The organism is Flagellimonas ulvae (assembly GCF_049333175.1).
Taxonomy (GTDB): Bacteria; Bacteroidota; Bacteroidia; order Flavobacteriales; family Flavobacteriaceae; genus Flagellimonas.
Map to the genome: position 1 here is coordinate 2,812,742 of NZ_CP186325.1, position 22,053 is coordinate 2,834,794.

Below are 22,053 nucleotides of genomic sequence, written 5' to 3' on the forward strand. Positions count from 1 at the left end.
ATCAGTGTGTTAATGGGTTAAGGTGGTGAAACAAGGCTATGAAAACAAAGCCCAGTGGAATGGCCACCGAAAATATTTTAGTAAATGTTTTAATCCCTTCAGAGTATTTATTGTTGACACCCATGGATTGGAAAGATGAAGAAAAGCCATGCCATAAATGTAGACTCAACAAGACAAAAGAAACCACGTAGAGAATAGTTCTCCAAAAAGGTTCAAACTTGTGTACAGTTTCTTCATGATAACGGGTTGGCATCTCAGGATTCACTTCAACGTATTTGTAAACCATTTCCGGCACCCAAAAATCATAGAAATGGAGGGCTAAAAATGCTAATACTACCAAACCCGAGTAAATCATATTTCTGGAAACCCATGTGGCGTTGGCACTACCTTTGAATTTGGCATAACCCACATTTCTCGCTTTTTTGTTCTGAATTTCTAGTGCAAACCCCATAACAAAATGGATAATGACACCTGCAATCAAAATGGGCTGCAAAAGGTACTGCACCAAAGGATTGTATCCCATAAAATGGGACCAGGAATTAAAGGTTTCAGGATCAATGACCGAAGTAATATTGATGACGAAGTGTTGTGTTAAGAAAACAACCAAAAAAAGACCCGAAAGTGCCATCACTACTTTTCGGGCTATCGAAGATTTTATAAATCCACTCATTCGTGTTGATTTTACTTTCAAATTTACGGCACGGATGAGTTTTTAACAAGTTTTCAACTTTTCAAAGCAGTTAATTTAGAATCAATATAAACGGACAGTGGAGATAAAATGCCAGATTGGGTTTTTTGGAGCGATAGTTAAAAAAGGGGGAACTTTTTACTTTGGGCTATTTGAAGGCGATTTAATCTTCAATATTGAATAGCTCAGCTATTTCTTCATAGGACATTTTGGAATAGTCATACTCCGAAGATTTGGAGGTTATTATGATTCCTCCACCGTCATCTTCTGCTGGAACTCCTCCTGGAATAATGACATATCTATAATTCTCAAAGAAAGGAATGCCTACAGCAGTTCCATCCAAAGAAGCTACTGTAATTCTTAATGTTTCAACATCTTCTATTCTAGAAGAATAAAAGTTTGAATTTGAAATGAAAGGTAGTTGCATAACATCTGGACTTGAAAAGCCACCTGGGATATTTCGTCCGAAAACCAATACCACGCCTTGATTTATGATTTCCTGTGTCAATTCGGGAACATCAATGTCAAACCCGGCCGCAGTTAGAATGACATTGTCATCAAATTCTGAATCAATCCAATCTGAATAAATTACATTGGCAGTTCCAGTTTCTCCTTGCTCGCCCTGTTCACCGTCTTGTCCATTAGCTCCGTCCGCTCCAGCCGGACCGGCGACTCCTTGTTCACCTTGAGGGCCCTGTGGTCCTGCTGGTCCGGTTTCTCCATCTTCAGCAGAGCAGGAGGACAAAAGGAAGATTCCAAGAAAAAAAACTGTAATACCATAAATTACATTTGCTTTTGTTTGCATAACACATTTTAATTTAAAATTGAGGAGGTAAAACTAAAATGCATGATATAGAACCCATCCGGCTGGGTTATATGAAGAGGTAACGACTTTGTATTGAACAGGATAAAGTGTATATATTGCTTTTTTAGGCCAATAAAACCCCAAATGCACGCTATAAGCTAAAAAAGCGGTTTATACACTGTAGTGAACCATCTATAAGAAAATGGGTCTCAGGGGTTAAAAGCTGATGTAATTTGCTGAAAAGTATAACCCCATGATAAAAGCAGTCATTGTAGATGATGAATCTGGAGCAATCAATGGACTTACCTACGAATTACAGAAGTTTCCAGATAAAATCCGGGTGATAGACACCTTCACTTCGGCAACTGAAGCCATATCCGGAATCAATTACCTAAAACCTGATTGTGTTTTTCTTGATATTGAAATGCCAGAAATGAATGGGTTTACCCTATTACAGAAACTGGCATATCGAGATTTTGCTATTGTATTCACCACAGCCTATGATCAATATGCCATAAAGGCATTTAAGGAAAGTGCTCTTGACTATCTATTAAAACCCGTGGATGAAGATGACATAAGGTCCATTATTGTAAAACTGGAAAAGCAAAACCTATCCAGCAGTTTTCAGAGTCGGTTTCAAGAAACCCTAGATGCATTCACAAATTCCAATGCGAAAAGAATGGTCCAATTTCCGGTTAACGGAAAAATACTTTTCACAAAAATTGATGATATAGTCTATTGTGAGTCAGACGGGAACTATACCAACATCTTTTTAGATTCTTCAAAGAGCTTTTGTGTATCCAAGAAATTGAAGGAGGTAGAGGCATTACTTCCTGAGCGTACGTTTTTCAGAGTCCATAACTCCTTTGTAATAAACACTTTGAAAGTGGTAGAGTACATAAGAGCAGAAGGGTATGTGGTATTATCAAACGAGAAGAAGATTTCGGTCTCTCGAATAAAGAAAGATGCATTTTTGAGAAAAATGGTTCATTGTTGATACTTCATAAAAGGTAGTAAGACTATGCTCCATTTTTTAGAAAACAGCAATGAGAATGGTTTGGGCTTCATGGTAGTGGTGGTCCTTTTTTATCTTTTTGTATTTTTTCTGATACAATATTTTCAGCATAAAAAGCTTTTTTTTCTACTGTACAGTCTTTACACCCTGGTGAGTGGAATAGGTCTTCTCAGATACATAAAAGGTGTCTTTTTTACTGGATTTTTTGAATCTGATTCGGGGAGGCTTTTTTCTAAGTGGATTCATTATCCAACCCAGCTATTGGGCACACTTCTCTTTACCTATTTCATTATCCATATAATGAGACTCAAAGAGAAACATCCTAAAGCTATACGAATTATAGGGTATTTTTATTTGATTGTTTCACCTATATACTTGCTTCTCTATGCTGTGCAAATGGTGAATCCCAAATCGTATCTAATAGATTATTTTCACGGTATGGTCTATATACCAACGGGTTACATCATATTCTTTTGGGTGTTTTACATGGTGTACAAGCAGAAAATAATGATAAAAAAATACATCTTCACCGGTATGCTTGTTTTGGGAACCACCTACTTGATACTGTTCATTTCCACCATCAAGAACATCAGAGTGAATGACCAATACCTTTATATTCTTTACCTAGGTATTTTAGTGGAAAGCCTTCTCTTTGCTTTGGCCATAGGATTGGAACAAAAGCTGGTCTATGTTGAAAACAATGAGATTCAGAAAAAGTACATTTCCCAATTGGAAGAAAATCAGATTATTACGGATAGTATGAATAGAACACTTTCCGAAGAATTACAACAAACAAAGTCTAACGTAGTTGAACTTACTGCCGAGGCCAATAGAGAGCGAACAGAGAAGCTCACCATGGCACTTGAGAACAAATTTTCACAATTACGTCTGGATGCGCTTCGTAGTCAAATGAGTCCTCATTTCATTTTTAATGCCATGAATTCCATTAAATCCTATTTTATTGAAAATGATAGGGAAAAGGCGATATATTTTCTGACTAAGTTTTCCAAGTTGATACGAAATATTTTGGAGAGCTCAAGAAAGGAACAAATTTCACTTGAAGAAGAATTGGATATATTGAAAGTTTATGTGGAAATCGAAAATAACAGATTCAAGAATGATATTCAATTTAAGATTGAAGCAGATGAGAACCTTCCTCTTCAAGAGATTATGGTTCCTCCTCTTTTTTTACAACCCTTTGTGGAAAATGCCATTTGGCATGGACTTTTGACTAAGGAAGGAGAAAAGAACCTCACCATAAGGGTGCATAAACGTAATGATTCAAAAATGGTAAAAATTGAAATTGAAGACAATGGTATAGGCAGGGAGGCGGTCAAACTGCGCAACACCAAAAACGTTTTTGGGAAAGAGTCCTTAGGGTTATCGTTGACCAAGGACCGAATGGAACTGTTCAGCAAAAAGTTAGGGAAACCCCTCACGTACTTTATTAAAGACTTATATAACACTATCGACAAAAAGGCAATGGGCACTTTAGTAGAAGTAAACTTGCCCAAAGTGGTATAAATTCTAGCACTTCTTCACCTAATTTGTAGTAATTGGATAGCAAACTGCTACAAGATTTAATTTTTTTAAACGATATTACAGAAGTTTAAGATTAGCGTTCAGTTCCCATGGACATTGCAATTTTATCGGTCAGCTTAAATGTACATTCTACCAGAAGAATAGTGGAAGAAGCTCAAAACCTAGGGCACTATGTTGAGCTGATAGATCACACGAAGTGTTCGGTCAAATTAGGTGAGAACAAACCTCAAATTTATTTTGGGGAAGACAACGTTACTGACGAATTTGATGCCATTATCCCTCGCATTGGAGCAAAAGTGACTCGACATGGGTCAGCCATTGTAAAACAATTTGAGATGAACCATGTTTTTAGTACGGCTAGATCATTAGGAATTACACGCGCCCGAAATAAAGTCAGAACACTACAGATAATGGCTCGCAAGGGTATTCCAATACCACAGACCCTTTTCTCCATTAATCCAGATAACATTGAGGAACAAATTAGAATGTTGGGAGGCCCACCAGTCATCATCAAACTTCAAGAAGGTACCCATGGGTTAGGCGTGATTTTGGCAGAAACCAAAAAATCGGCAAAATCCATTATTGACACATTGTACAAAATGGACACGAGTATTTTGTTACAGCAATTTATTGAAGAGGCCGAGGGGGAGGACATTCGATTGATAGTGGTTGGAGATAAAGTTGTGGCAAGTATGAAACGTAAAAGTGATATGGATGAGTTTAGATCCAATGTTCATCGAGGTGCAGATACGGAAGCCATTCAACCAACCTCTAAAGAAATACATATTGCCTTGAATGCCACAAAATATCTGGGACTTGGTGTGGCCGGTGTTGATTTGATAAGGTCAAAAAAGGGGCCTCTTTTATTGGAGGTCAATGCGTCACCTGGTCTTAAGGGAATTGAGGCTGCTACCAATGTCAATGTGGCCAAACATATAATTCAGTATGTAGAGAAAAATGCATTCAGGAAAAGAAAATAAGACCATTGTAATCAACAACAAGGCTATAGCGCCTGGCGAAAACAGCTTGGTACAGATTAAAATTGCCAGACTCCCAACAGGAACATTGATTGATATTCCCGTTCACGTTTTTAACTCAAAAAAGCCTGGCCCAACCGTTCTGGTTCAGGCAGGATTACACGGGGATGAAATCAACGGTGTTGAAACCTTAAGGCGGATGTTGGAGCAGAATATGTTCCATGTCAAACGCGGAGCGGCAATTGTGGTACCGATTCTCAATGTTTTCGGTTTCATTCATTTTTCAAGGGATGTGCCAGATGGGAAGGATGTGAACCGCAGTTTCCCCGGTAGTAAAACAGGTTCTTTGGCAAGCAGAATTGCACATAGTTACACTTCGGAAATACTGCCGCATGTGGATTTTGCCATTGATTTGCACACAGGAGGTGCGCAGCGCAACAATTATCCTCAGGTACGCTTTACCGAAACAGATGAAATCAGCAGGTCACTGGCAGAAATGTTCAATGCCCCTTTTTGTTTTGCTTCACGACTCATTCAAGGGACTTTCAGAAAAGCTACTTTCAAAATGGGAATCCCTACTATCGTTTTTGAGGGCGGGGAAAGTATGCGTTTTGATGAGGATGCCATCAGTGCTGGAATGGAAGGGATTTATAGAATTTTAGTCGGACACAAAATGCTTCCCAAAGAAGGAAAGCTTAAAAAGAAACCATCCGTAGAGTTGAAAAAACGAAGATGGATTAGGGCTTCAAGGTCCGGAATGTTTGTCCCTTCGATTTTTAATGGCTCATATGTGGATAAAGGACAGGAACTGGGAGTGATTACTGATACTTTTGCGAAAAAAAACCGAAAAATCAGCGCTCCGTTTGAAGGCTATATCTTTTGCGTAAATCATCAAGCGGTAGTCAATCAAGGAGATGCCCTTTTTCATATAGGGCAATAGAATTGTTGGAATTATTGTGTAATCTCCTTCTGTTCTTCCAATTTGGATAAGCTCCATTCAATGGCCTCATCCAAATCAGAAAACTGTCTGATATTGTTTCGAAAAAACATGCGCTCCAATACCAAGCTTGCAAAATTTCCTTGGGTACTCCCCACAACGGAGTATAAATCTAACTGGTGTCTATTGAAGTAAAACCTTCTCCAATCTGCGGCTACTACGGAATAGCTGTTTACACGATTGGAAATATAAGCGATGGGGTTATCCCTGCCAATGACTTCATAGGCAGCATCTACTGCTTTTGTCGCCATTTCCCAATCAAAGTGAACGCCTTCATTGATTTCAGAAATGACCAGATTGTCAAAAAAATAGAAAATACCAAACTCGTATTCTCTGATTTCTCGAATGTTTTTAAAGAATTCTATTTCCCGTACCCGTTTCATTTTTTCCAACGATGAAAAGTAGAACCCCTAAATAAGGGGAAGTCTCCAAAAATAGTAAAACTAGGATACCAAACCCACTTTCATAGGCAGATATTGAAAGATTTATTGTTAATATCTATGCTTTTTATCAAAAAGAACTGATAAAAACCCCTAATTGCATTGGGGAAAATCCATAATCATTTTTCCATATTGCTCAATTGTATACCCAAAGCTTTGGTAGAAAGTTGTACTTCTATAAGCGAAAGAATTAAGGAGACCATTAAGAAGATAAGGCTGATACCAAAAACAATATTGGCCCAAACCATGAGCTCAACATAGATTAAGAACATGGTCACTGCTGCCAACAAAAAACTTATAATGGCTGTAGCCTGCATATTTTTAATGATATCCAGCCTTTTTCTAAGGGAATCAATCTGTTTTTTCAGTGGGGAATCTTCGGTTTCCTCAAACTGTTTATGCAGCTGACGAATAAGACCTGCAATGGCCAAGTATCTAGCATTGTAAGCCAGCATGGTCAAGGAGATGGCCGGAAAAAGAAGCGCAGGGATGCTAAGATTTAATTCCACTATTCAATTTTAAATTCAATTTTTTGACTGCTCCCACTATCCGAAAAAACAGCTATATAACTTCCTTTGGGTAAATACGTTTTACCATTTTTGGCTTCTTCCAATTTCATTTTATTCTTTTTCAAGAAGTTGCTCTTTCCTTTTTTAGAAAAGGCCAAATCATAGGATAGAATATTAATTCCATTATCTGCTTCAATGGTCGTTGAACTTACTTCTGTGCCGTTTGCTGTTTGTATACTGGCTTCAACGGGACCAGCAGCCGAAGAATAAAAGTGAATGTCCAGACCAGGGGTGTTTGGTTTTATCCAAGAACTCCAGGCATTGCCCCAGTTTTTGGAATGCTTTATATTTTCAACCTCAAAAACGGTCAACTTGGCATCCATAACTTGGGAATTTACTTTCTGCAATGACGAAATATCCGCCTTATAAATACTTCTTCCATGGGTTCCAATCAAAAGATGGTTGGCTTTTGGTTGAATTACCAAATCATGAACCGCTACATTGGGCATTCCGTTTTGCATCAACTCCCAAGACTCTCCACGATTGAACGAAACATAAAGACCATTATCGGTACCAGCAAAAATTAGATTTTCATTTTTTGGATCTTCTACCAAAGCGTTCACGGGTGAACTAGGAATATTTGCTGAAATGTTATTCCAGGATTTTCCATAATCTTCACTTACATATATATAAGGAGTAAAATCGTCCCAACGATACCCATTGAGCGCAGCATATACCCTTTCTTTTTTATGCATAGAAGCAGCTACTTCACTAACCCATAAATCTTTGGGAAGTGGATTGGATACATTCTCCCAACTGCCGCCCCCACTTTTGGAAACATGGATGAGTCCATCATCACTTCCTACGTATAGCAATCCAAAAGCAAAAGGTGATTCCGAAATGGTTGTTAGTGTACCGTATGCTACATTTCCTTTTTTACCCCCTTGGGTCAAATCTCCAGAAATGGTTTCCCAGTCTTCTCCCTGATTCAAGGAACGGTGCAATTTATTTCCTCCCAAATAAAAAATATCCTGATTATGTTTTGAAAGTAAAATGGGAGTTTGCCAATTAAATCGATAGGGAGATTCTCCCAATTCATGTTTAGGCTGAATGTGTTTTCTAGAACCATCCTCAAGATTTAATCTGTAATAGTTCCCAAACTGGAAACCGGTGTAGACGATGTTGGAGTTTCTGTTATCAATCTGTACCTGCATGCCATCACCTCCCATGATCATCTGCCAAGGGTTTTTCCCGGTCTGCTGCCAGCGGCTGTCTTCCGTATTGTTATGAGCTCCTTTCCAAACCCCATTGTCTTGAAGCCCTCCATACACATTATATGGGGTTTCATGGTCCACGTTAATCGCATAGAACTGCCCTACCTTGGGTGAGTTGTTCTTCATCCAACTTTCACCGTCATCATAGGTGATGTTGACCCCACCATCATTTCCATTTATCAAATGACCCGGTCTATTGGGGTTGATCCACAGTGCATGGTGATCGGCATGCACGTTTTCCTTACTTATGGAAGTGTAGTTTTTTCCGGCATCCTCAGATTTTATGAGCGGGACACCAGCCAGATAAATTCTGTCCTTATTACTTGGGTCTACTCGTATTTGCGCAAAGTAATAGCCATAGCTATAGAAAAGGTCATCGATATAATTCTCATTCATTTTGTTCCATGTCGCACCGGCATCGTCACTTCGATAAACTTCGGCCCCTATCACAGGGGTATCAAAAAGTAGGGAGTTGGCATTTTCCAAGTACTTGGCCAGATCAACAGGTTGCACTGCCTCGCTACGTACCATTTGCTTCACATTTTCAGCGCGATATTTTTCTTGAAAACCATTGGTTTTGAGAAAATCATTAAGCTTTTTATCCTCTAGTGCCAGAAACGCATCTTTGCTCATCGACTTGAAATCTTCCTTGGTCAAACCGTCTTTTTTCTCGGTGTCTTTTTTTGTTCTTCTGAATTGACTATCGTGAATGGCGTAAACGGTATTATCATCAAGAACCGCCAAGCCAATTCTACCGACGCCGTCCCCTGTTGGGAAACCGCTTTCAGCATTTGAAACTAAACTCCAAGTGCTTCCGCCATCCGTACTTTTATAGATGCCCGAAGCAGAACCATTGCCTGAGAAATTCCATGCTTTTCTGTCTTTTTGCCAAGCGGCAGCAAATTGAATATTGAAATTATTGGGTGAATGAGCCAAGTCTATGATTCCCGTGACGTCATCCACGAACAGTGTCTTTTGCCACGTTTGTCCCCCATCTGTGGTTTTGTAAACACCTCGTTCCTGGTTAGGAGAATATAGGTGCCCCGTTACTCCTACTACAACCTCATCAGAGTTGTTTGGATTAATAAGGATTCTACCAATATGATGAGAATCTAAAAGCCCCATATTTTGCCAAGTCTTTCCACTATCCAAAGATTTCAAGATACCTATACCTGCATAGGAGGAGCGAGAAGAGTTGTTTTCACCTGTACCTACCCAAAGAGTCCCGTTGGTCCAATCCACTGCTATGTCGCCAATGTTTTGCGTTTCCGAAGCATCCATAATTGGAGTAAAGGAAATTCCATTGTTCTTTGTATGCCACAGACCACCAGAGGCATAGGCCACATAAAACTCTGTAGGGTCATTTGGATTTACTTCAAGGTCTACCACTCTTCCGCTCATTACAGAAGGGCCTATGTTTTTTAAGGGGATATTCTTTACCAAGGAAGTCTGAGCCATTTTGGTTTTTTCTTTCAGTGCATCAATAACCACATTAGCAGGCGTTGCTGGTTTTTGGCCTATGGAAAGCTGAAAGATGAAAAGGAGTAACGGAAGTAATAAAGGTCTCATTAGGTGCTGTTTTATTTTAGGTGGTTGAAGGTATGAATTTGTCTTCGGTAACGCAATTGGCTACATTTGATAAAATCGTTTTGTTCAGATGAAATATCTCCCAATTGATAATCAACTTTTTATAAAGAATCGCAAAAAGTTCATGTCCCAGATGCGGCCAAAGAGTATTGCGGTTTTCAACTCAAATGATATTTATCCGGTAAGCGCCGATAGCACCATGCCCTTTGAACAGCACCGCGATATTTTTTATTTAAGTGGGGCCGATCAAGAAGAAACGATACTCCTCCTTTTTCCTAATGCGATGGATAAAAAACATCGTGAGGTTTTATTTGTTCGTGAGACCAACGAGCATATTGCCGTCTGGGAAGGGGCTAAGTTGACCAAAGAACAAGCCACTAAAGTTTCCGGGATTGAGACCATTTATTGGTTGTCGGATTTTGATAAAATCTTTTTTGATTTAATGACCGAGGCAGATACCGTCTATTTCAATACCAATGAACACTATCGCCAAGCGGTGGAGACCCAAACCAGGGAGGATCGTTTCATCGCAAAATGTAAAAAAGATTTTCCTGCACATTCTTGGGCCAAAAGCAATCCAATTTTACAACAGATTCGGGGAGTGAAGGAGCCTGAGGAAATCGAATTGATGCAGATGGCCTGCGATATTACTGAAAAAGGGTTTCGAAGAATCTTGGAATTTACAAAGCCAGGGGTTTGGGAATACGAAATGGAAGCCGAGTACTTGCATGAGTTTATTCGAAATCGCTCCAAAGGATTTGCATATACTCCTATAATTGCGGCAGGAAACAATGCGAATGTGCTTCACTACATAGAAAATAATCAACAAGTGAAGGATGGCGATTTGATTTTGATGGATGTGGGAGCAGAATACGCCAATTACTCCAGTGATATGACCCGTACCATTCCCGCAAATGGAAAATTTACAGCTCGACAAAAGGAAGTTTACAATGCAGTGCTCAGAGTAAAAAATGAGGCAACAAAAATGTTGGTGCCAGGGGTGATTTGGGCGGAATATCACAAAGAAGTGGGCAAAATAATGACCTCAGAATTGCTTGGGCTTGGTCTTTTGGATAAAGCAGATGTACAGAATGAGGATAAAAATTGGCCTGCATATAAAAAATACTTCATGCACGGGACCAGTCACCATATTGGTTTGAACACTCACGACTATGGCGAACTTAAAACCGCTATGAAACCCAACATGGTCTTCACCGTAGAACCAGGAATTTATATTCCGGCTGAAGGCATGGGTATTCGATTGGAAGATGATGTGGTGATTCAAAAAAATGGCGCCCCTATTAACCTTATGGGCAATATTCCAATTGAGGCAGAAGAGATTGAAGATTTGATGGCATCCTAGAATTTCGTGGATTAAAAGTATCGATTTGTATATTGAACTGGACCGTCTACCAATTTTAACACTATGGTGTTGGGAAGTTTGAAGTTCTTAGAACCGAATCTCATCCAATACCAACTATGGAAACATTTATCAGCTTTCTTCATTTTGCAGTCCAAAACCGCTTCCTTTTTCTAATACTATCCATATTGACTCTTTTCTTAATGCGGTTCGCAATTTCATTTGTGGTTAAATCCAAACCAAAGGAAACAGTAATGACCCTTATAATTACGCCTTTTATTTGGGCCATCGTTCTTATTTTCTTTTTTGGGACAGATTATGTAAACAAACAGATTTATACATATGGAAAAATGGGAGAAGGGATGATGGTTGATAGGGAAAACACGGGGAACTTATATAATGAACAACCCATAATCAGATATGAGATGCTTATTAAAGCAGAAAATGGAGAGATGGTCGAAACGAGCTTTGAGAGCAACGATTTTAACCTATATCCAAAACCAGATGGAAGTTTTAACTATCCTTTAAATGGTGAGACTTTCAATGTTAGGTATCTTGATAAAAATCCGGAAGCATTTGTAATTGTTACGGATGACAACAGCCGTTATTCAAAACAAAGCAAATGTGAAAAAATGCTCCGGGAGTTGAAAAACTCGAGGAATAAGCGTGGGTTTGATATTGACAATGCTTCCTTTAAAGAAAACTATCGTAAAGCCATTGCCAATTATCTTGAATCCGATTGTATTGAAGACTCCCAAACTAAGGATTTTTATATTCAAGAAATGTCCAAGTTAGAATAACACTTAAAATGAAAGGACTAGTATTCCTACTTCAACAACCAGATATTGAAAAAAAGATGCAAGAAGCACCGGACAAATCTTATGAAATAGGGGTGGTCATAGGAGCTTTTTTGCCCTTTCTCGTCTTAGTAGGGATTGCCTTTGCGATTTATCACTATCGTAGGAAGAAAAACAGCTGATATTGACTTCACTTTAGTCAAAAGGGATAAGTGCTTCCGCATTATTGACAAGTACTAAAGCATCAAAATTGAAAATGAATTTTTTGAGATTTTCAGAGAACTTTTTGCCATAGGCCTTTTCACGCAAGGGCTCCAAGTGTATGACAACATATTTTTTGTCAAAGTCTGTCACAACCTCTTGTAGTTCTTCAGGCAGTTGCTTTGTATTGTCAAAATCACGTATGGGATTTTCAGCAAATGGATTTCCTTCCAGTACCGTTCCATTGAGTCCTGCCACCATAAAATGCAATGAACGCATGTCATTGAAAGCCGCAAGTTCCGAGACATAGTTGGAGACATCGTAAATCTGCATCATGCTCAACCCCCGTGTTGCGTGGGTAGCTCCCAGCTTAAAAATCACCTTTGGCGTCGGGTTGGTTTCAAGGGCTTTCTTATAATAGACATTAAAATTGGACTTCATCAATTCCCCACGAACATTGTTGTTCTTATAGTAGTCCTTTGAATAATAATACCCATAAATCTCTTTGGTCTTTTCGAATTGGGTTAGAATTTCAGTTTCTTCAGGGTTGGGTTTTGTGGCCAACAAACTATCGTGAAGCCCTTTGGTGTATTGAGAAATGAACATATTCTTAAAAGACTTGTTCTTTACGGAACTCTCATAGGCCTTTTTTGCCTTTTCTTTCAGTTCGTTTGTCATTTTTTTCAATGAAGGGTTGGCCGTATTGTTGGAGAGGTGCTCAAAGTTCAATCGAAATTGGGCCATAAAAGTTTGATCTATTCCCCAAATATCTCCTCCTTTTGATATAACATTTAAAAAAAGGTCATAGTCAGATACATTGTTATAGAACGGAATGGCAAAAGGAAATTTTTGGTGTAAGTTTTTGGCCAATGTCAAAGGCTCTTTTGAAGAAGCCATTTCTTTTATTTTACGTGCGGCCAAAGCATCGGTTTCAATACAAAGCGTATTAAAACCATCTTTATGGACGAGGTCAAAAATTGCGTTGGTGACCGTACCTGCCTCTTTTATACCGTGTTGCTCCCCAATCATTATAAACTGATTGTTGGGGCTTACTGAATCTATAAACGCAACAAATTCTTTATCCGCTAAGGCTTCGACCTCAAATGTGTGTTCTTTTAAAAGAACATCGGTTTGGCCCATAATAAGATTTACAAAGAAGAAAAAAGACAAAAAACGAAGTATCATAATTCACGGTTTGTCTTCAAATTTAGAAACCTATAAGTGTGTTGTTGCAATAGAATTTTGCGAAGTGGAAAATTAGAAGCATGAAACCCGATTAAGCCCTTGTCAACACCAATTTTGTACTTGTGAAACCATATAGGACGGCGCTTTTTTCAGAAAAAAATGAACTTCGGATTGTTATGATTGGCTACATTTAATCGAAATCTGAAGAAAATACACTAAAGATGAAAGCGCAAAAATTAAAATGGTATATGAGGTTATCCATTGCCTTGGTAGTCTCGTCCATTTTGTTTTTTATGATATGGGTCTTTTCTCAGTTTAAGGAACCTCCCGGGTTCAACTTTTTAATGAACACCCTTTTGGTTTTTATGGCTTTTGTTTGTCTAGAAAGCATAAGGGTTACCCAAAGAAGTGTATTAAAATGGAATTTTAAAAGTATTCCTTTTGTAAAGGATGTCCTTTCTTTTGTTTTGCCCATTTTGACAGGAACTTTGGTCTATTGTGTACTATTTTATTTTTTTAAGTGGTTTGATCATTATCTTCTTGGCAGCGAACCCCCTTTGTTGGCACATATGGTTTCAGCAGTTTTGATAGGGTTGTTGCTATCCTTGATTTTTGGGCTAATCCTTTGGCTAGTTACATGGAAAGACTCCTATTACAGCGCTATTATTAAAACGGAGAACTATAAAACAGAAATGATGCATGCGAACCTCAGTATGCTTCGTAACCAAATGGACCCCCACTTTCTGTTCAACAACTTCAATACTATCTATTATTTGGTAGATGAGAACCCAGGCATGGCAAAAAAGTTCCTCAAAAATGTGTCGAATATCTATCGCCATATTCTGAATCATGCAGATGAAAACCTGATTGAAGCGAAGGAGGAGTATGAGGTAATGCTACAATATTTGGAAGTGCTCAAGGAACGTTTTGGTGAAGCTCTAGAACTGAGAAATGAAATCAAGAAAAATCATTTAAAGGAAAGGTATCTTCCTCCTTTGGTGTTGCACGAGTTGGTGGAAAATGTAATGAAGCATAACAGAATTGATAATGAAAACCACATTGTTCTGAAGCTCATATCGACCTCGGACAACCTCATAATTTCCAACAATGGGAATCCAAAGAAGGAAGTTCATAGTACGAAGAATGGATTGCGCAACATAATTGCACGTTATGATCTTTTAACGGACTCCAATGTTTTGATAGAAGAAGATGTTGATTCTTTTAAGGTAAAAATTCCTTTAATTACTGCGGAACATGAAGACTAGAGTCATAATTGTAGAAGACGAACCCAAAGCACAAAAACATCTAGAGAATCTCTTGGGGCAATCTGGTTTTGAAATTGATGTGGTGGCAGCTTTGCCCAGTGTGGAAGCGGTTGTCGAGTGGCTTGAGAAGAATACACATCCAGATTTGGTTTTCATGGATATCCATCTGTCCGATGGCAATTCCTTTGAGATTATTGAAAAAACAAGTCTTGAAGCCCCTATTATTTTCACTACAGCTTATGATGAATATGCCATTAGAGCATTTAAGACCACGGGAATCGATTACTTGCTCAAGCCTTTGACCCACAAGGATGTGAATGAAGCGCTAGTAAAATTTTTTCGGACTAAGGACCACTATTTTAAGGAATGGGTGGCCAAAAGGTTTGAGTTGAGCAAATACTTTCCAAATACTGTTTCCCAAAGTAACAAAGACCGCTTTTTATTAAAGTCAGGGAACGAGATGCTACCTTTTCATGCCAATGAGATTGCGTACTTCTTTAGAAGTGAAATTGTATTTGCCAAAATTCATGACGGTTCCCAATTCTCCGTTAACACCTCACTGAATCGACTACAGACTACGCTTGACCCCAATATATTTGTGCGGCTAAACAGGCAACTTTTGGTTAATATTGATTCCATCAAAAAGATAAAACCGGGCCAAGGCGGCCAACTGATTGTAGAGCTAAATCCCGAACATCACGAAACTATTGTGGTAAGCCAAGAACGAGCTAGTTGGCTAAAAACACGTTTGGGTCAGGTTTGATTTCTTATATATAATTCCCGAACTTCACTTACTCATGTTGAACTTGTTTCAGTATCAGACGATATACTTCATTCAAACGAAGTATATCCTAATCGTTGTCATTCATTGTGATCAAATTAAAACTAAGTCAAGGATTAAATGACTAAACAAGGTAAACTACTTGCATTGATTCCAGCTTTATGGGCTAGTTTGTTTGATTCAGCAATAACAATTGTTCACCAACCAAAAGAATATTGGGATGGAAATTTGGACATAGCAAATGAAGCAAATACAATTGGAAACTTTACTATGAAACAACACGTTTCAGGAATATTTATTATATGTGGACTTTGGTTGATCATAATAGCAATTTTAGGGTATTACATACCTGAAAAATACTCGAGGATTTTTCTATTGTTTGTTTTAATCGCCCATAGTTTTGGAGGAGCTAGCTGGTTATCTCAACGATATGGATTTTGGATGGCCATTGTTTTTATTGCATTTAATGCAATCCTTTTTACGTAATACAAGACAGAATAAACATTGGTAAAGAAAAGACTAAATTCTAGAGAATGGACAAAAAAACTAGAAATCTATTAATAGGAATTGGAATTTTAGCAATGATTGCAGGAATCTATGGTTTTGCTACAAGCATGGATTCATGGACGAATTATTTTGGAATCTTTATTGGACTTTCTATAATTTTTGTGGTTTACACTGACAGAATTGGGCTTCATAAAAATGATGAAAATGAAAAATAAACAACCAATGACACACATGACCGATATGCGCAACCTTAATTCTAATCACTCTTTTTTTTGGGTCAAATTAACTCCAATAAAAACTACCAAGGCAGGTAGTACCCATACCATTTGAAAATTCTTGAGATGATTAAAACGGGGCTAACAATCTTTCTGATTTTGGTAATACATCAAATCGGATTTACTCAAACAAACTTTGACAAAGTAAAATTGGACGAATACTTCAACACACTTGATGAAAACAACAAGTTTATGGGGAGCGTTGCCATTTCAAAAAATGGAAAAATCATTTATACAAAGACAATCGGCTTTGCTGATATAGACAAAAAGCTAAAAGCAAGTAAAAAAACTAAATATCGAATAGGTTCAATTTCTAAAACTTTCACTGCTGTTATGGTTTTAAAAGCAATTGATGAAGAAATATTGGATTTAAATCAAACCATAGACAAATGGTTTCCAACAATTAAAAACTCGAATAAAATAACTGTAAAAGCTTTATTAAACCATAGAAGTGGAATTCACAATTTCACCAATGACCCTAAATATTTAACCTGGAATACCCAACCGAAAACTGAAAAAGAAATGGTTGATATTATCTCGAATGGAGGTAGCGATTTCGAACCAGATAGTATGGCAGAATACAGTAATTCCAACTTTGTACTATTGACCTATATTCTTGAAAAGTCGTTTTCAAAATCCTATTCTGAATTATTACAGACACACATTGTTAAACCCATAGGTTTGACAAGTACCTATGTTTTTGGCAAAATCAACACAAGTGATGACGAGTGCAAATCATACAAATTTGTGGGTTTCTGGAAAGAAGAGCCCGAAACAGACTCTACAGTACCTTTAGGAGCAGGTGCCATTACTTCTACACCAAGCGACCTGACAAAATTTGCTGATGCTTTATTTAGCGGAAAACTTTTGACTTACGAAAGTCTTGAAACCATGAAAACCTTAAAAGATGGTTACGGATTAGGTTTGTTTCAAATACCCTTTTACGAAAGCATTGGCTACGGACATACTGGTGGAATTGATGGCTTTAGCTCGATATATTCACATTTTGCTGATGAAAAAATTTCATATGCCTTAACTTCAAATGGAACAGCCATAAATACAAATGATATTTCTATTGCTGTTTTAAGTGCTGCCCATAACAAACCATATGAAATACCAACATTTACAAGTTTCGAACTGACATCGGAAGACTTGGATAAATATTTGGGCGTTTATTCTTCTAGCCAAATCCCTTTAAAAATAACAATAACTAAAAACGGGAACACTTTAATTGCGCAAGGTACAGGACAACCAGCATTTCCACTTGAAGCTATGGACAAAGACAAGTTTAAGTTTGATAAGGTAGGGGCAAAATTTGAGTTTAATCCAATTGAAAAAACTATGCTGCTATTTCAACGAGGAGAAGAAATCAAGTTTAAAAAAGAATAAGAGGGCTTCTCATAAGTCTTCTAAGGAAAACGGTTTAGGTAATAAAATGAATGTTTTGGCATAAAACAAAGTCACAGCAGAACTACAATGTTTGATAGCAAAAACCCATATTATTCTTATACAAACCTGTAATCACTGCCCAAATCCCAATTTACCTTTTCTGGGTCAAATTAACTCCAATAAAAACTACCAAGGCAGGTAACACCCACCCCATATGAAATTCCCTTAAAGGAATCCAAGAAGTAAAAGGAGTTATGGTTTCTCCATAACCGATGATTCCTAAAAAATCAGGGATGCTAAAAAGAATGGTGGTCACCACCACCCAGCGAAACACTTTGGGTGTGGCATATTTTTCAGACAAGACATTCAATACTATCAAAACAATGGTAATGGGATAGATGAACATGAGTGCTGGCAATGCCACTGCAATAATGTACCCCACATTGAATTGTCCCATCAAAATTCCAAGCACACATCCCAGAACTGCGGTTGTTGTATATGCGGTCTGGGAATCATCAAAACGGCCTCTAATAAAATCTGCTGTTCCAGTAATAATACCAACGGCCGTGGTAAAACATGCTAGGCTCACCAAGACGGTCAAAAATCCATGCGCCACATTGCCCAAAGTAGCTAAACTGATACCACGCAATAATGCGGTTCGTGAAATATCCGCATCAAAGGTATCTTGAAATAAGGCTCCGGTAAACATTAATCCAGCATAAATTAGAAAGAGTCCTAGTCCAGCTAGAATTCCAGCTTTGGCGATTAACTTTTTCTTGGCTTCATAATCTGCTTCCTTATGCTTTAGGTTGATGGAGATGATGATGACTCCACCTACCACTACGGCTCCTATAGCATCAAAGGTTTGGTAACCTTCCAAGATGGCATACGAAAATGGACTTTCAAAAGTGGAAGGGCCGAAAGATATAGTAAGGGTAACCGTTGCAATTCCCAATACCAAAATCAAGACCAGCAAAATGGCTGGGGTCAGAAACTTTCCAATAATATCCAGAATTTTAGAACGATTGATTACAAATACAAGTACCAAGGCAAAATAAACTATGCTGGTAATCAAGGATGAGCTTTCTGAAATGGGCTGAATGGCCATTTCATGAGTTACCGAAGCAGTCCTGGGCGAAGGCAGGGCAATGGAAATGGCGTAAACAATATAACAGTACAACAGGCTAAAGGTTGGGGATACCTTTTCGGCAAAATCAAACATGGTTCCCTGCAATCTGGAATGGGCCACAATACCCAAAATAGGAATTAAAACAGCAGAAAGACAGAAACCCAAAGCAACCAGCCACCAAAGTTCGCCTGCTTTAAAACCGAGTTGGGGAGGTAAAATCAAATTGCCCGCACCAAAAAAAAGAGAGAAAAGGGCAAAAGCGACAACCGCAATGGTTTTTTTATTCATCGAATGTTGATAATTTTTCGTGAAAGTAATTCAAAATAGTAATTTCAAAACAGGTAATTGAACCTGAAATTTTTACTGTTGACCGACTACTGTGCATTTCATCGAAAAAACCAGTTTTGAAATTAATTCGCAAAATAAAAAGTTATTAACAATCGTTGCACTATTATAAACCCAACAAAAACGAAAAACGCATTAAAACCAAATCCATAACTAGCAACTAGCGATCCCAAATCGCGAAGCCTGCCCCCTAAATCCGACTTATGAAAAAAACAACTACCCAACATGGCAATAAATTCTCTTCTTTCTTTTGTAACCTTTTTGGACACCATTATGTCGTTTCCAAAGAAGTAACACAACACATTAAAGAGTACAAGTGTCTTCATTGCAATAAACAAGTAACTACTGATGTAAGCGGAAGACTTTCGGTATTAACCCCTCAAATGCAGGAAATCAACAATACTCTGGAAGACATGTACCAAAAAAGAAAGAACAGAACGGTGCAGAGCGTCGCTTAATCCTGTTTACTCTTTCTAGAACATTATTCGGATTTATTCCCGGAGATTAAGAAGGCGTCATAGCTTGCAGTTGCGTGCCCCAAGACTGTTGATTTTGAAAATGCCCTTGGTTTTCGGGATTTTTTTACTCTGACTGTTCCGAAAAAGAATTCCAACCTTGCGCCTGAATCGGAATTTTGGTATTGGCACGAGTGACCAAATGCGCCCCTTCCTGTTTTTCCGTCATATGGCCTACCACCGTTAAATTTGGATTGCCTTTTATTTTGTCAAAGTCCTTCTGGTCAATGGTGAAAAGCAATTCGTATTCTTCTCCACCGCTCAATGCAATCATGGTGGAATCCATTTTAAATTCTTCAGCTGCGGAAATGACCGTTGGATCCAGTGGAATTTTATCCTCAAAGAGATTACAACCTACCTCGTTTTGTTCGCATAGGTGCAATATTTCTGAAGAAAGGCCATCACTGATATCAATCATGGCAGTGGGTTTTACTTCCAGCTTTTCCAAAAGCTCTACAATATCTTTACGGGCTTCGGGTTTTAATTGACGTTCAACGATGTATTGATATGGTTCAAGGTCCGGTTGATTGGCAGGATTTACCTTAAATACTTCTTTTTCACGCTCCAACACTTGAAGCCCAAGATATGGACCTCCCAAATCACCACTTACCACAAGAAGATCATTGGGTTTGGCACCCTTGCGATACACAATATTATTCTCCTCGGCAATTCCAATCGCTGTAACGCTGATCAACATTCCTTTGGTGGATGAGGTGGTATCGCCTCCAACCAAGTCTACTTGATACAATTTGCAGGCCATCGCTACACCTGCATAGAATTCTTCTAAAGCTTCAAGGCCAAATCGATTGGATACGGCAACAGAAATTGTAATTTGAGTTGCCTTTGCATTCATGGCATAGATGTCGGAAAGGTTCACCATTACCGACTTGTATCCCAAGTGCCTGAGAGGCACATAACTTAGATCAAAATGCACACCCTCCACCAAAAGATCTGTGGAAACAATGGTTTTCATTCCCTTGAAATCCAAGACAGCTGCGTCATCACCAATACCTTTTATGGAAGAGTCATGGGTCAGTTCAAAATGTTGGGTCAGATGTTTGATCAAGGCAAACTCACCTAATGACTCTAACGACGTCCTTTGGGTATTTTTATCTTCAAGCATTTGGCAAAAGTAATCAGGAATGTAATAAGTTGTATCTTTAAGTAAACTCGAACCAATAATGAAACGATTCAAATGCTTAGCTCATTTGCTATGCCTTTTTTTTGTGGTGTATGCATGCTCTTCAGATGACTCTGCTTCAGATAATCCCCCCACAAATCAAAACCCTGTACCTCCAACCACAGGAGATAATGAACAGGATATAGGTGATGGTGCTGTGAGCCTTGGGCTTACCCCTTGCCAAGGGGGGAATGCCGACATATATCCTTGTAATGGATATGATTTATTGCTTCAAATGGATTTAGCTGCTTTTGGGGCTGGACGCGCCAACGATATTTGGGGCTGGACGGACACTACAACAGATAGGGAATATGCCTTACTAGGACTGGACAATGGCACTGCGTTCATTGACGTAACCGATATTGAAAACCCTGTATATCTGGGAAAAATGCTAACCGCAACAACGGAAAGCATTTGGCGAGACCTAAAGGTCTATGAAGACTTTGTGTATGTTGTTGCCGAATCTGCGGGGCATGGGATGCAAGTTTTTGATTTAAAACGGCTGAGAAATGTATCCAATCCACCCGTAGTTTTTGAAGCAGATGCCAGATACACAAGTATAGGAAATTGCCATAATGTGGTCATCAATGAAGAAATGGGTTTTGCATATCCCGTAGGAACCGCACGAAATGATGCATTCAATGGTGGCGTTCATTTTGTGGATATCCAGAATCCATTGACCCCAACAGGAGTAGGAGGATATGCTGCGGATGGATATACGCATGATGCACAGGTTATAACGTATAGCGGACCGGATTCTGATTACACGGGAAGAGAGATTTTTATAGGAGCAAACGAGGATCAAATAGTCATTGTTGATATTACTGATAAATCCAATCCAACACGAATAGAAACACTTACCTACTCCAATATTGGGTATACCCATCAAGGGTGGTTTACAGAAGACCATCGATTTTATATTTTGGGAGATGAGCTGGATGAGACCGACTTTGGATTCAATTCCCGCACCTTGGTTTTTGATTTTGCAGATTTGGACAACCCCCAATTGCATATGACGTACTTGGGCCCCACCGGAGCCATAGATCATAACGGATATGTTCTCGGCGACCAGTTTTTCTTAGCCAACTATACAGCGGGGATTCGGGTTTTGGATATATCACAAATAGAAAACGAAATAATTACTGAAGAAGCTTTTTTCGATACTTTTCCCCAAAGCAATGTAGCACAGTTCAACGGAGTATGGAGCGTCTATCCATACTTCCAAAGTGGAAAAATTATCGTAAGTGACGTAAATTCTGGCTTGTTCGTTCTTCAAAGCTCAAACTAAAA

The 22,053-nt window shown here is 38.6% G+C and carries 22 protein-coding genes; 14 read left to right on the forward strand and 8 right to left on the reverse strand.

Features of this window, described 5'->3' with window-relative positions:
- Position 1: 1 nt before the first annotated feature.
- Together ACOKFD_RS12915 and ACOKFD_RS12920 are read right to left on the reverse strand one after the other, a co-directional pair.
- The gene (locus ACOKFD_RS12915; protein WP_298995935.1) at positions 2–670 is read right to left on the reverse strand and encodes a succinate dehydrogenase cytochrome b subunit; all 669 of its coding nucleotides are present in this window, start codon (positions 668–670) and stop codon (positions 2–4) included.
- 181 nt (positions 671–851) lie between these two features.
- Complete coding sequence (locus ACOKFD_RS12920; protein ID WP_422858299.1) at positions 852–1,493, reverse strand: hypothetical protein; 642 nt, start codon at positions 1,491–1,493, stop codon at positions 852–854.
- Positions 1,494–1,746: 253 nt separating this feature from the next.
- Between ACOKFD_RS12920 and ACOKFD_RS12925 the strand changes: the two genes are divergently transcribed.
- The 4 genes from ACOKFD_RS12925 to ACOKFD_RS12940 all read left to right on the forward strand — a co-directional run bounded on the left by ACOKFD_RS12925 (position 1,747) and on the right by ACOKFD_RS12940 (position 5,967).
- Positions 1,747–2,490 (forward strand): LytR/AlgR family response regulator transcription factor, encoded by a 744-nt coding sequence (locus ACOKFD_RS12925; protein ID WP_422858300.1) that lies wholly within the window; start codon positions 1,747–1,749, stop codon positions 2,488–2,490.
- Positions 2,491–2,514: 24 nt separating this feature from the next.
- Positions 2,515–4,032 carry a sensor histidine kinase gene (locus ACOKFD_RS12930; protein ID WP_422858301.1) on the forward strand — a complete coding sequence of 506 codons (1,518 nt, stop codon included), beginning with the start codon at positions 2,515–2,517 and terminating at the stop codon, positions 4,030–4,032.
- Positions 4,033–4,139: 107 nt separating this feature from the next.
- Positions 4,140–5,030, forward strand: coding sequence for a RimK family alpha-L-glutamate ligase (locus ACOKFD_RS12935; RefSeq protein WP_298995931.1), 891 nt, complete (start codon positions 4,140–4,142; stop codon positions 5,028–5,030).
- Positions 5,008–5,967, forward strand: coding sequence for a succinylglutamate desuccinylase/aspartoacylase family protein (locus tag ACOKFD_RS12940; protein ID WP_422858302.1), 960 nt, complete (start codon positions 5,008–5,010; stop codon positions 5,965–5,967). Before ACOKFD_RS12935 ends, ACOKFD_RS12940 begins: the two co-directional genes overlap by 23 nt.
- An 11-nt stretch (positions 5,968–5,978) precedes the next feature.
- On the opposite strand, the gene ACOKFD_RS12945 is transcribed toward ACOKFD_RS12940, so the two are convergent.
- The 3 genes from ACOKFD_RS12945 to ACOKFD_RS12955 all read right to left on the reverse strand — a co-directional run bounded on the left by ACOKFD_RS12945 (position 5,979) and on the right by ACOKFD_RS12955 (position 9,816).
- Positions 5,979–6,407, reverse strand: a complete 429-nt coding sequence (locus ACOKFD_RS12945) for a hypothetical protein (protein WP_298995927.1) — start codon at positions 6,405–6,407, stop codon at positions 5,979–5,981.
- A 176-nt stretch (positions 6,408–6,583) separates the two neighbouring features.
- The gene (locus ACOKFD_RS12950) at positions 6,584–6,973 is read right to left on the reverse strand and encodes a DUF2721 domain-containing protein (protein WP_298995925.1); all 390 of its coding nucleotides are present in this window, start codon (positions 6,971–6,973) and stop codon (positions 6,584–6,586) included.
- On the reverse strand, positions 6,973–9,816 hold the full coding sequence (locus tag ACOKFD_RS12955) for a VPS10 domain-containing protein (protein WP_422858303.1): 2,844 nt from the start codon (positions 9,814–9,816) through the stop codon (positions 6,973–6,975). The genes ACOKFD_RS12950 and ACOKFD_RS12955 overlap by 1 nt, the downstream gene beginning before the upstream one ends.
- Before the next feature lie 88 nt (positions 9,817–9,904).
- Here ACOKFD_RS12955 and ACOKFD_RS12960 point away from each other — a divergent pair, with 88 nt between their 5' ends.
- The 3 genes from ACOKFD_RS12960 (at position 9,905) to ACOKFD_RS12970 (ending at position 12,173) form a co-directional block, all read left to right on the forward strand.
- Positions 9,905–11,197, forward strand: coding sequence for an aminopeptidase P family protein (locus ACOKFD_RS12960; protein ID WP_422858304.1), 1,293 nt, complete (start codon positions 9,905–9,907; stop codon positions 11,195–11,197).
- Positions 11,198–11,313: 116 nt separating this feature from the next.
- Positions 11,314–11,994, forward strand: coding sequence for a hypothetical protein (locus ACOKFD_RS12965; RefSeq protein WP_422858305.1), 681 nt, complete (start codon positions 11,314–11,316; stop codon positions 11,992–11,994).
- An 8-nt stretch (positions 11,995–12,002) separates the two neighbouring features.
- Complete coding sequence (locus ACOKFD_RS12970) at positions 12,003–12,173, forward strand: hypothetical protein (protein ID WP_422858306.1); 171 nt, start codon at positions 12,003–12,005, stop codon at positions 12,171–12,173.
- A gap of 13 nt (positions 12,174–12,186) precedes the next feature.
- Here the strand turns inward: ACOKFD_RS12970 and ACOKFD_RS12975 are convergent, their stop codons facing one another.
- Complete coding sequence (locus tag ACOKFD_RS12975) at positions 12,187–13,377, reverse strand: hypothetical protein (protein ID WP_422858307.1); 1,191 nt, start codon at positions 13,375–13,377, stop codon at positions 12,187–12,189.
- 221 nt (positions 13,378–13,598) lie between these two features.
- On the opposite strand from ACOKFD_RS12975, the gene ACOKFD_RS12980 reads away from it, so the two are divergent.
- The 5 genes from ACOKFD_RS12980 (at position 13,599) to ACOKFD_RS13000 (ending at position 17,594) form a co-directional block, all read left to right on the forward strand.
- Positions 13,599–14,642 (forward strand): sensor histidine kinase, encoded by a 1,044-nt coding sequence (locus ACOKFD_RS12980; protein ID WP_422858308.1) that lies wholly within the window; start codon positions 13,599–13,601, stop codon positions 14,640–14,642.
- Positions 14,632–15,405, forward strand: a complete 774-nt coding sequence (locus ACOKFD_RS12985) for a LytR/AlgR family response regulator transcription factor (RefSeq protein ID WP_422858309.1) — start codon at positions 14,632–14,634, stop codon at positions 15,403–15,405. Before ACOKFD_RS12980 ends, ACOKFD_RS12985 begins: the two co-directional genes overlap by 11 nt.
- 138 nt (positions 15,406–15,543) lie before the next feature.
- On the forward strand, positions 15,544–15,909 hold the full coding sequence (locus tag ACOKFD_RS12990) for a hypothetical protein (protein ID WP_422858310.1): 366 nt from the start codon (positions 15,544–15,546) through the stop codon (positions 15,907–15,909).
- A 47-nt stretch (positions 15,910–15,956) separates the two neighbouring features.
- Positions 15,957–16,145 (forward strand): hypothetical protein, encoded by a 189-nt coding sequence (locus tag ACOKFD_RS12995; RefSeq protein ID WP_422858311.1) that lies wholly within the window; start codon positions 15,957–15,959, stop codon positions 16,143–16,145.
- Between the two features lie 126 nt (positions 16,146–16,271).
- Positions 16,272–17,594, forward strand: a complete 1,323-nt coding sequence (locus tag ACOKFD_RS13000) for a serine hydrolase domain-containing protein (RefSeq protein WP_422858312.1) — start codon at positions 16,272–16,274, stop codon at positions 17,592–17,594.
- Positions 17,595–17,745: 151 nt separating this feature from the next.
- On the opposite strand, the gene brnQ is transcribed toward ACOKFD_RS13000, so the two are convergent.
- On the reverse strand, positions 17,746–19,011 hold the full coding sequence (brnQ, locus tag ACOKFD_RS13005; RefSeq protein ID WP_422858313.1) for a branched-chain amino acid transport system II carrier protein: 1,266 nt from the start codon (positions 19,009–19,011) through the stop codon (positions 17,746–17,748).
- Between the two features lie 260 nt (positions 19,012–19,271).
- Here brnQ and ACOKFD_RS13010 point away from each other — a divergent pair, with 260 nt between their 5' ends.
- Positions 19,272–19,526 carry a hypothetical protein gene (locus ACOKFD_RS13010; RefSeq protein ID WP_422858314.1) on the forward strand — a complete coding sequence of 85 codons (255 nt, stop codon included), beginning with the start codon at positions 19,272–19,274 and terminating at the stop codon, positions 19,524–19,526.
- 124 nt (positions 19,527–19,650) lie between these two features.
- Here ACOKFD_RS13010 and thiL read toward each other — a convergent pair whose 3' ends face one another.
- Positions 19,651–20,706 (reverse strand): thiamine-phosphate kinase, encoded by a 1,056-nt coding sequence (thiL, locus tag ACOKFD_RS13015; RefSeq protein ID WP_422858315.1) that lies wholly within the window; start codon positions 20,704–20,706, stop codon positions 19,651–19,653.
- A 58-nt stretch (positions 20,707–20,764) separates the two neighbouring features.
- On the opposite strand from thiL, the gene ACOKFD_RS13020 reads away from it, so the two are divergent.
- Positions 20,765–22,051 carry a choice-of-anchor B family protein gene (locus ACOKFD_RS13020; RefSeq protein ID WP_422858316.1) on the forward strand — a complete coding sequence of 429 codons (1,287 nt, stop codon included), beginning with the start codon at positions 20,765–20,767 and terminating at the stop codon, positions 22,049–22,051.
- Positions 22,052–22,053 lie beyond the last annotated feature (2 nt).

Bases quoted from the DNA above. Each gene is read 5' to 3' on its own strand.
- ACOKFD_RS12995 (WP_422858311.1), top strand. From the start codon at position 15,957: ATGGACAAAAAAACTAGAAATCTATTAATAGGAATTGGAATTTTAGCA.
- ACOKFD_RS12945 (WP_298995927.1), bottom strand. From the start codon at position 6,407: ATGAAACGGGTACGGGAAATAGAATTCTTTAAAAACATTCGAGAAATC.
- ACOKFD_RS12915 (WP_298995935.1), bottom strand. From the start codon at position 670: ATGAGTGGATTTATAAAATCTTCGATAGCCCGAAAAGTAGTGATGGCA.
- ACOKFD_RS12940 (WP_422858302.1), top strand. From the start codon at position 5,008: ATGCATTCAGGAAAAGAAAATAAGACCATTGTAATCAACAACAAGGCT.
- ACOKFD_RS12920 (WP_422858299.1), bottom strand. From the start codon at position 1,493: ATGCAAACAAAAGCAAATGTAATTTATGGTATTACAGTTTTTTTTCTT.
- ACOKFD_RS13020 (WP_422858316.1), top strand. From the start codon at position 20,765: ATGAAACGATTCAAATGCTTAGCTCATTTGCTATGCCTTTTTTTTGTG.
- ACOKFD_RS12985 (WP_422858309.1), top strand. From the start codon at position 14,632: ATGAAGACTAGAGTCATAATTGTAGAAGACGAACCCAAAGCACAAAAA.
- ACOKFD_RS12990 (WP_422858310.1), top strand. From the start codon at position 15,544: ATGACTAAACAAGGTAAACTACTTGCATTGATTCCAGCTTTATGGGCT.
- ACOKFD_RS12955 (WP_422858303.1), bottom strand. From the start codon at position 9,816: ATGAGACCTTTATTACTTCCGTTACTCCTTTTCATCTTTCAGCTTTCC.
- ACOKFD_RS12960 (WP_422858304.1), top strand. From the start codon at position 9,905: ATGAAATATCTCCCAATTGATAATCAACTTTTTATAAAGAATCGCAAA.
- ACOKFD_RS12980 (WP_422858308.1), top strand. From the start codon at position 13,599: ATGAAAGCGCAAAAATTAAAATGGTATATGAGGTTATCCATTGCCTTG.
- ACOKFD_RS13010 (WP_422858314.1), top strand. From the start codon at position 19,272: ATGAAAAAAACAACTACCCAACATGGCAATAAATTCTCTTCTTTCTTT.
- brnQ (WP_422858313.1), bottom strand. From the start codon at position 19,011: ATGAATAAAAAAACCATTGCGGTTGTCGCTTTTGCCCTTTTCTCTCTT.
- ACOKFD_RS12970 (WP_422858306.1), top strand. From the start codon at position 12,003: ATGAAAGGACTAGTATTCCTACTTCAACAACCAGATATTGAAAAAAAG.
- ACOKFD_RS12975 (WP_422858307.1), bottom strand. From the start codon at position 13,377: ATGATACTTCGTTTTTTGTCTTTTTTCTTCTTTGTAAATCTTATTATG.
- ACOKFD_RS12965 (WP_422858305.1), top strand. From the start codon at position 11,314: ATGGAAACATTTATCAGCTTTCTTCATTTTGCAGTCCAAAACCGCTTC.
- ACOKFD_RS12935 (WP_298995931.1), top strand. From the start codon at position 4,140: ATGGACATTGCAATTTTATCGGTCAGCTTAAATGTACATTCTACCAGA.
- ACOKFD_RS13000 (WP_422858312.1), top strand. From the start codon at position 16,272: ATGATTAAAACGGGGCTAACAATCTTTCTGATTTTGGTAATACATCAA.
- ACOKFD_RS12925 (WP_422858300.1), top strand. From the start codon at position 1,747: ATGATAAAAGCAGTCATTGTAGATGATGAATCTGGAGCAATCAATGGA.
- ACOKFD_RS12930 (WP_422858301.1), top strand. From the start codon at position 2,515: ATGCTCCATTTTTTAGAAAACAGCAATGAGAATGGTTTGGGCTTCATG.
- thiL (WP_422858315.1), bottom strand. From the start codon at position 20,706: ATGCTTGAAGATAAAAATACCCAAAGGACGTCGTTAGAGTCATTAGGT.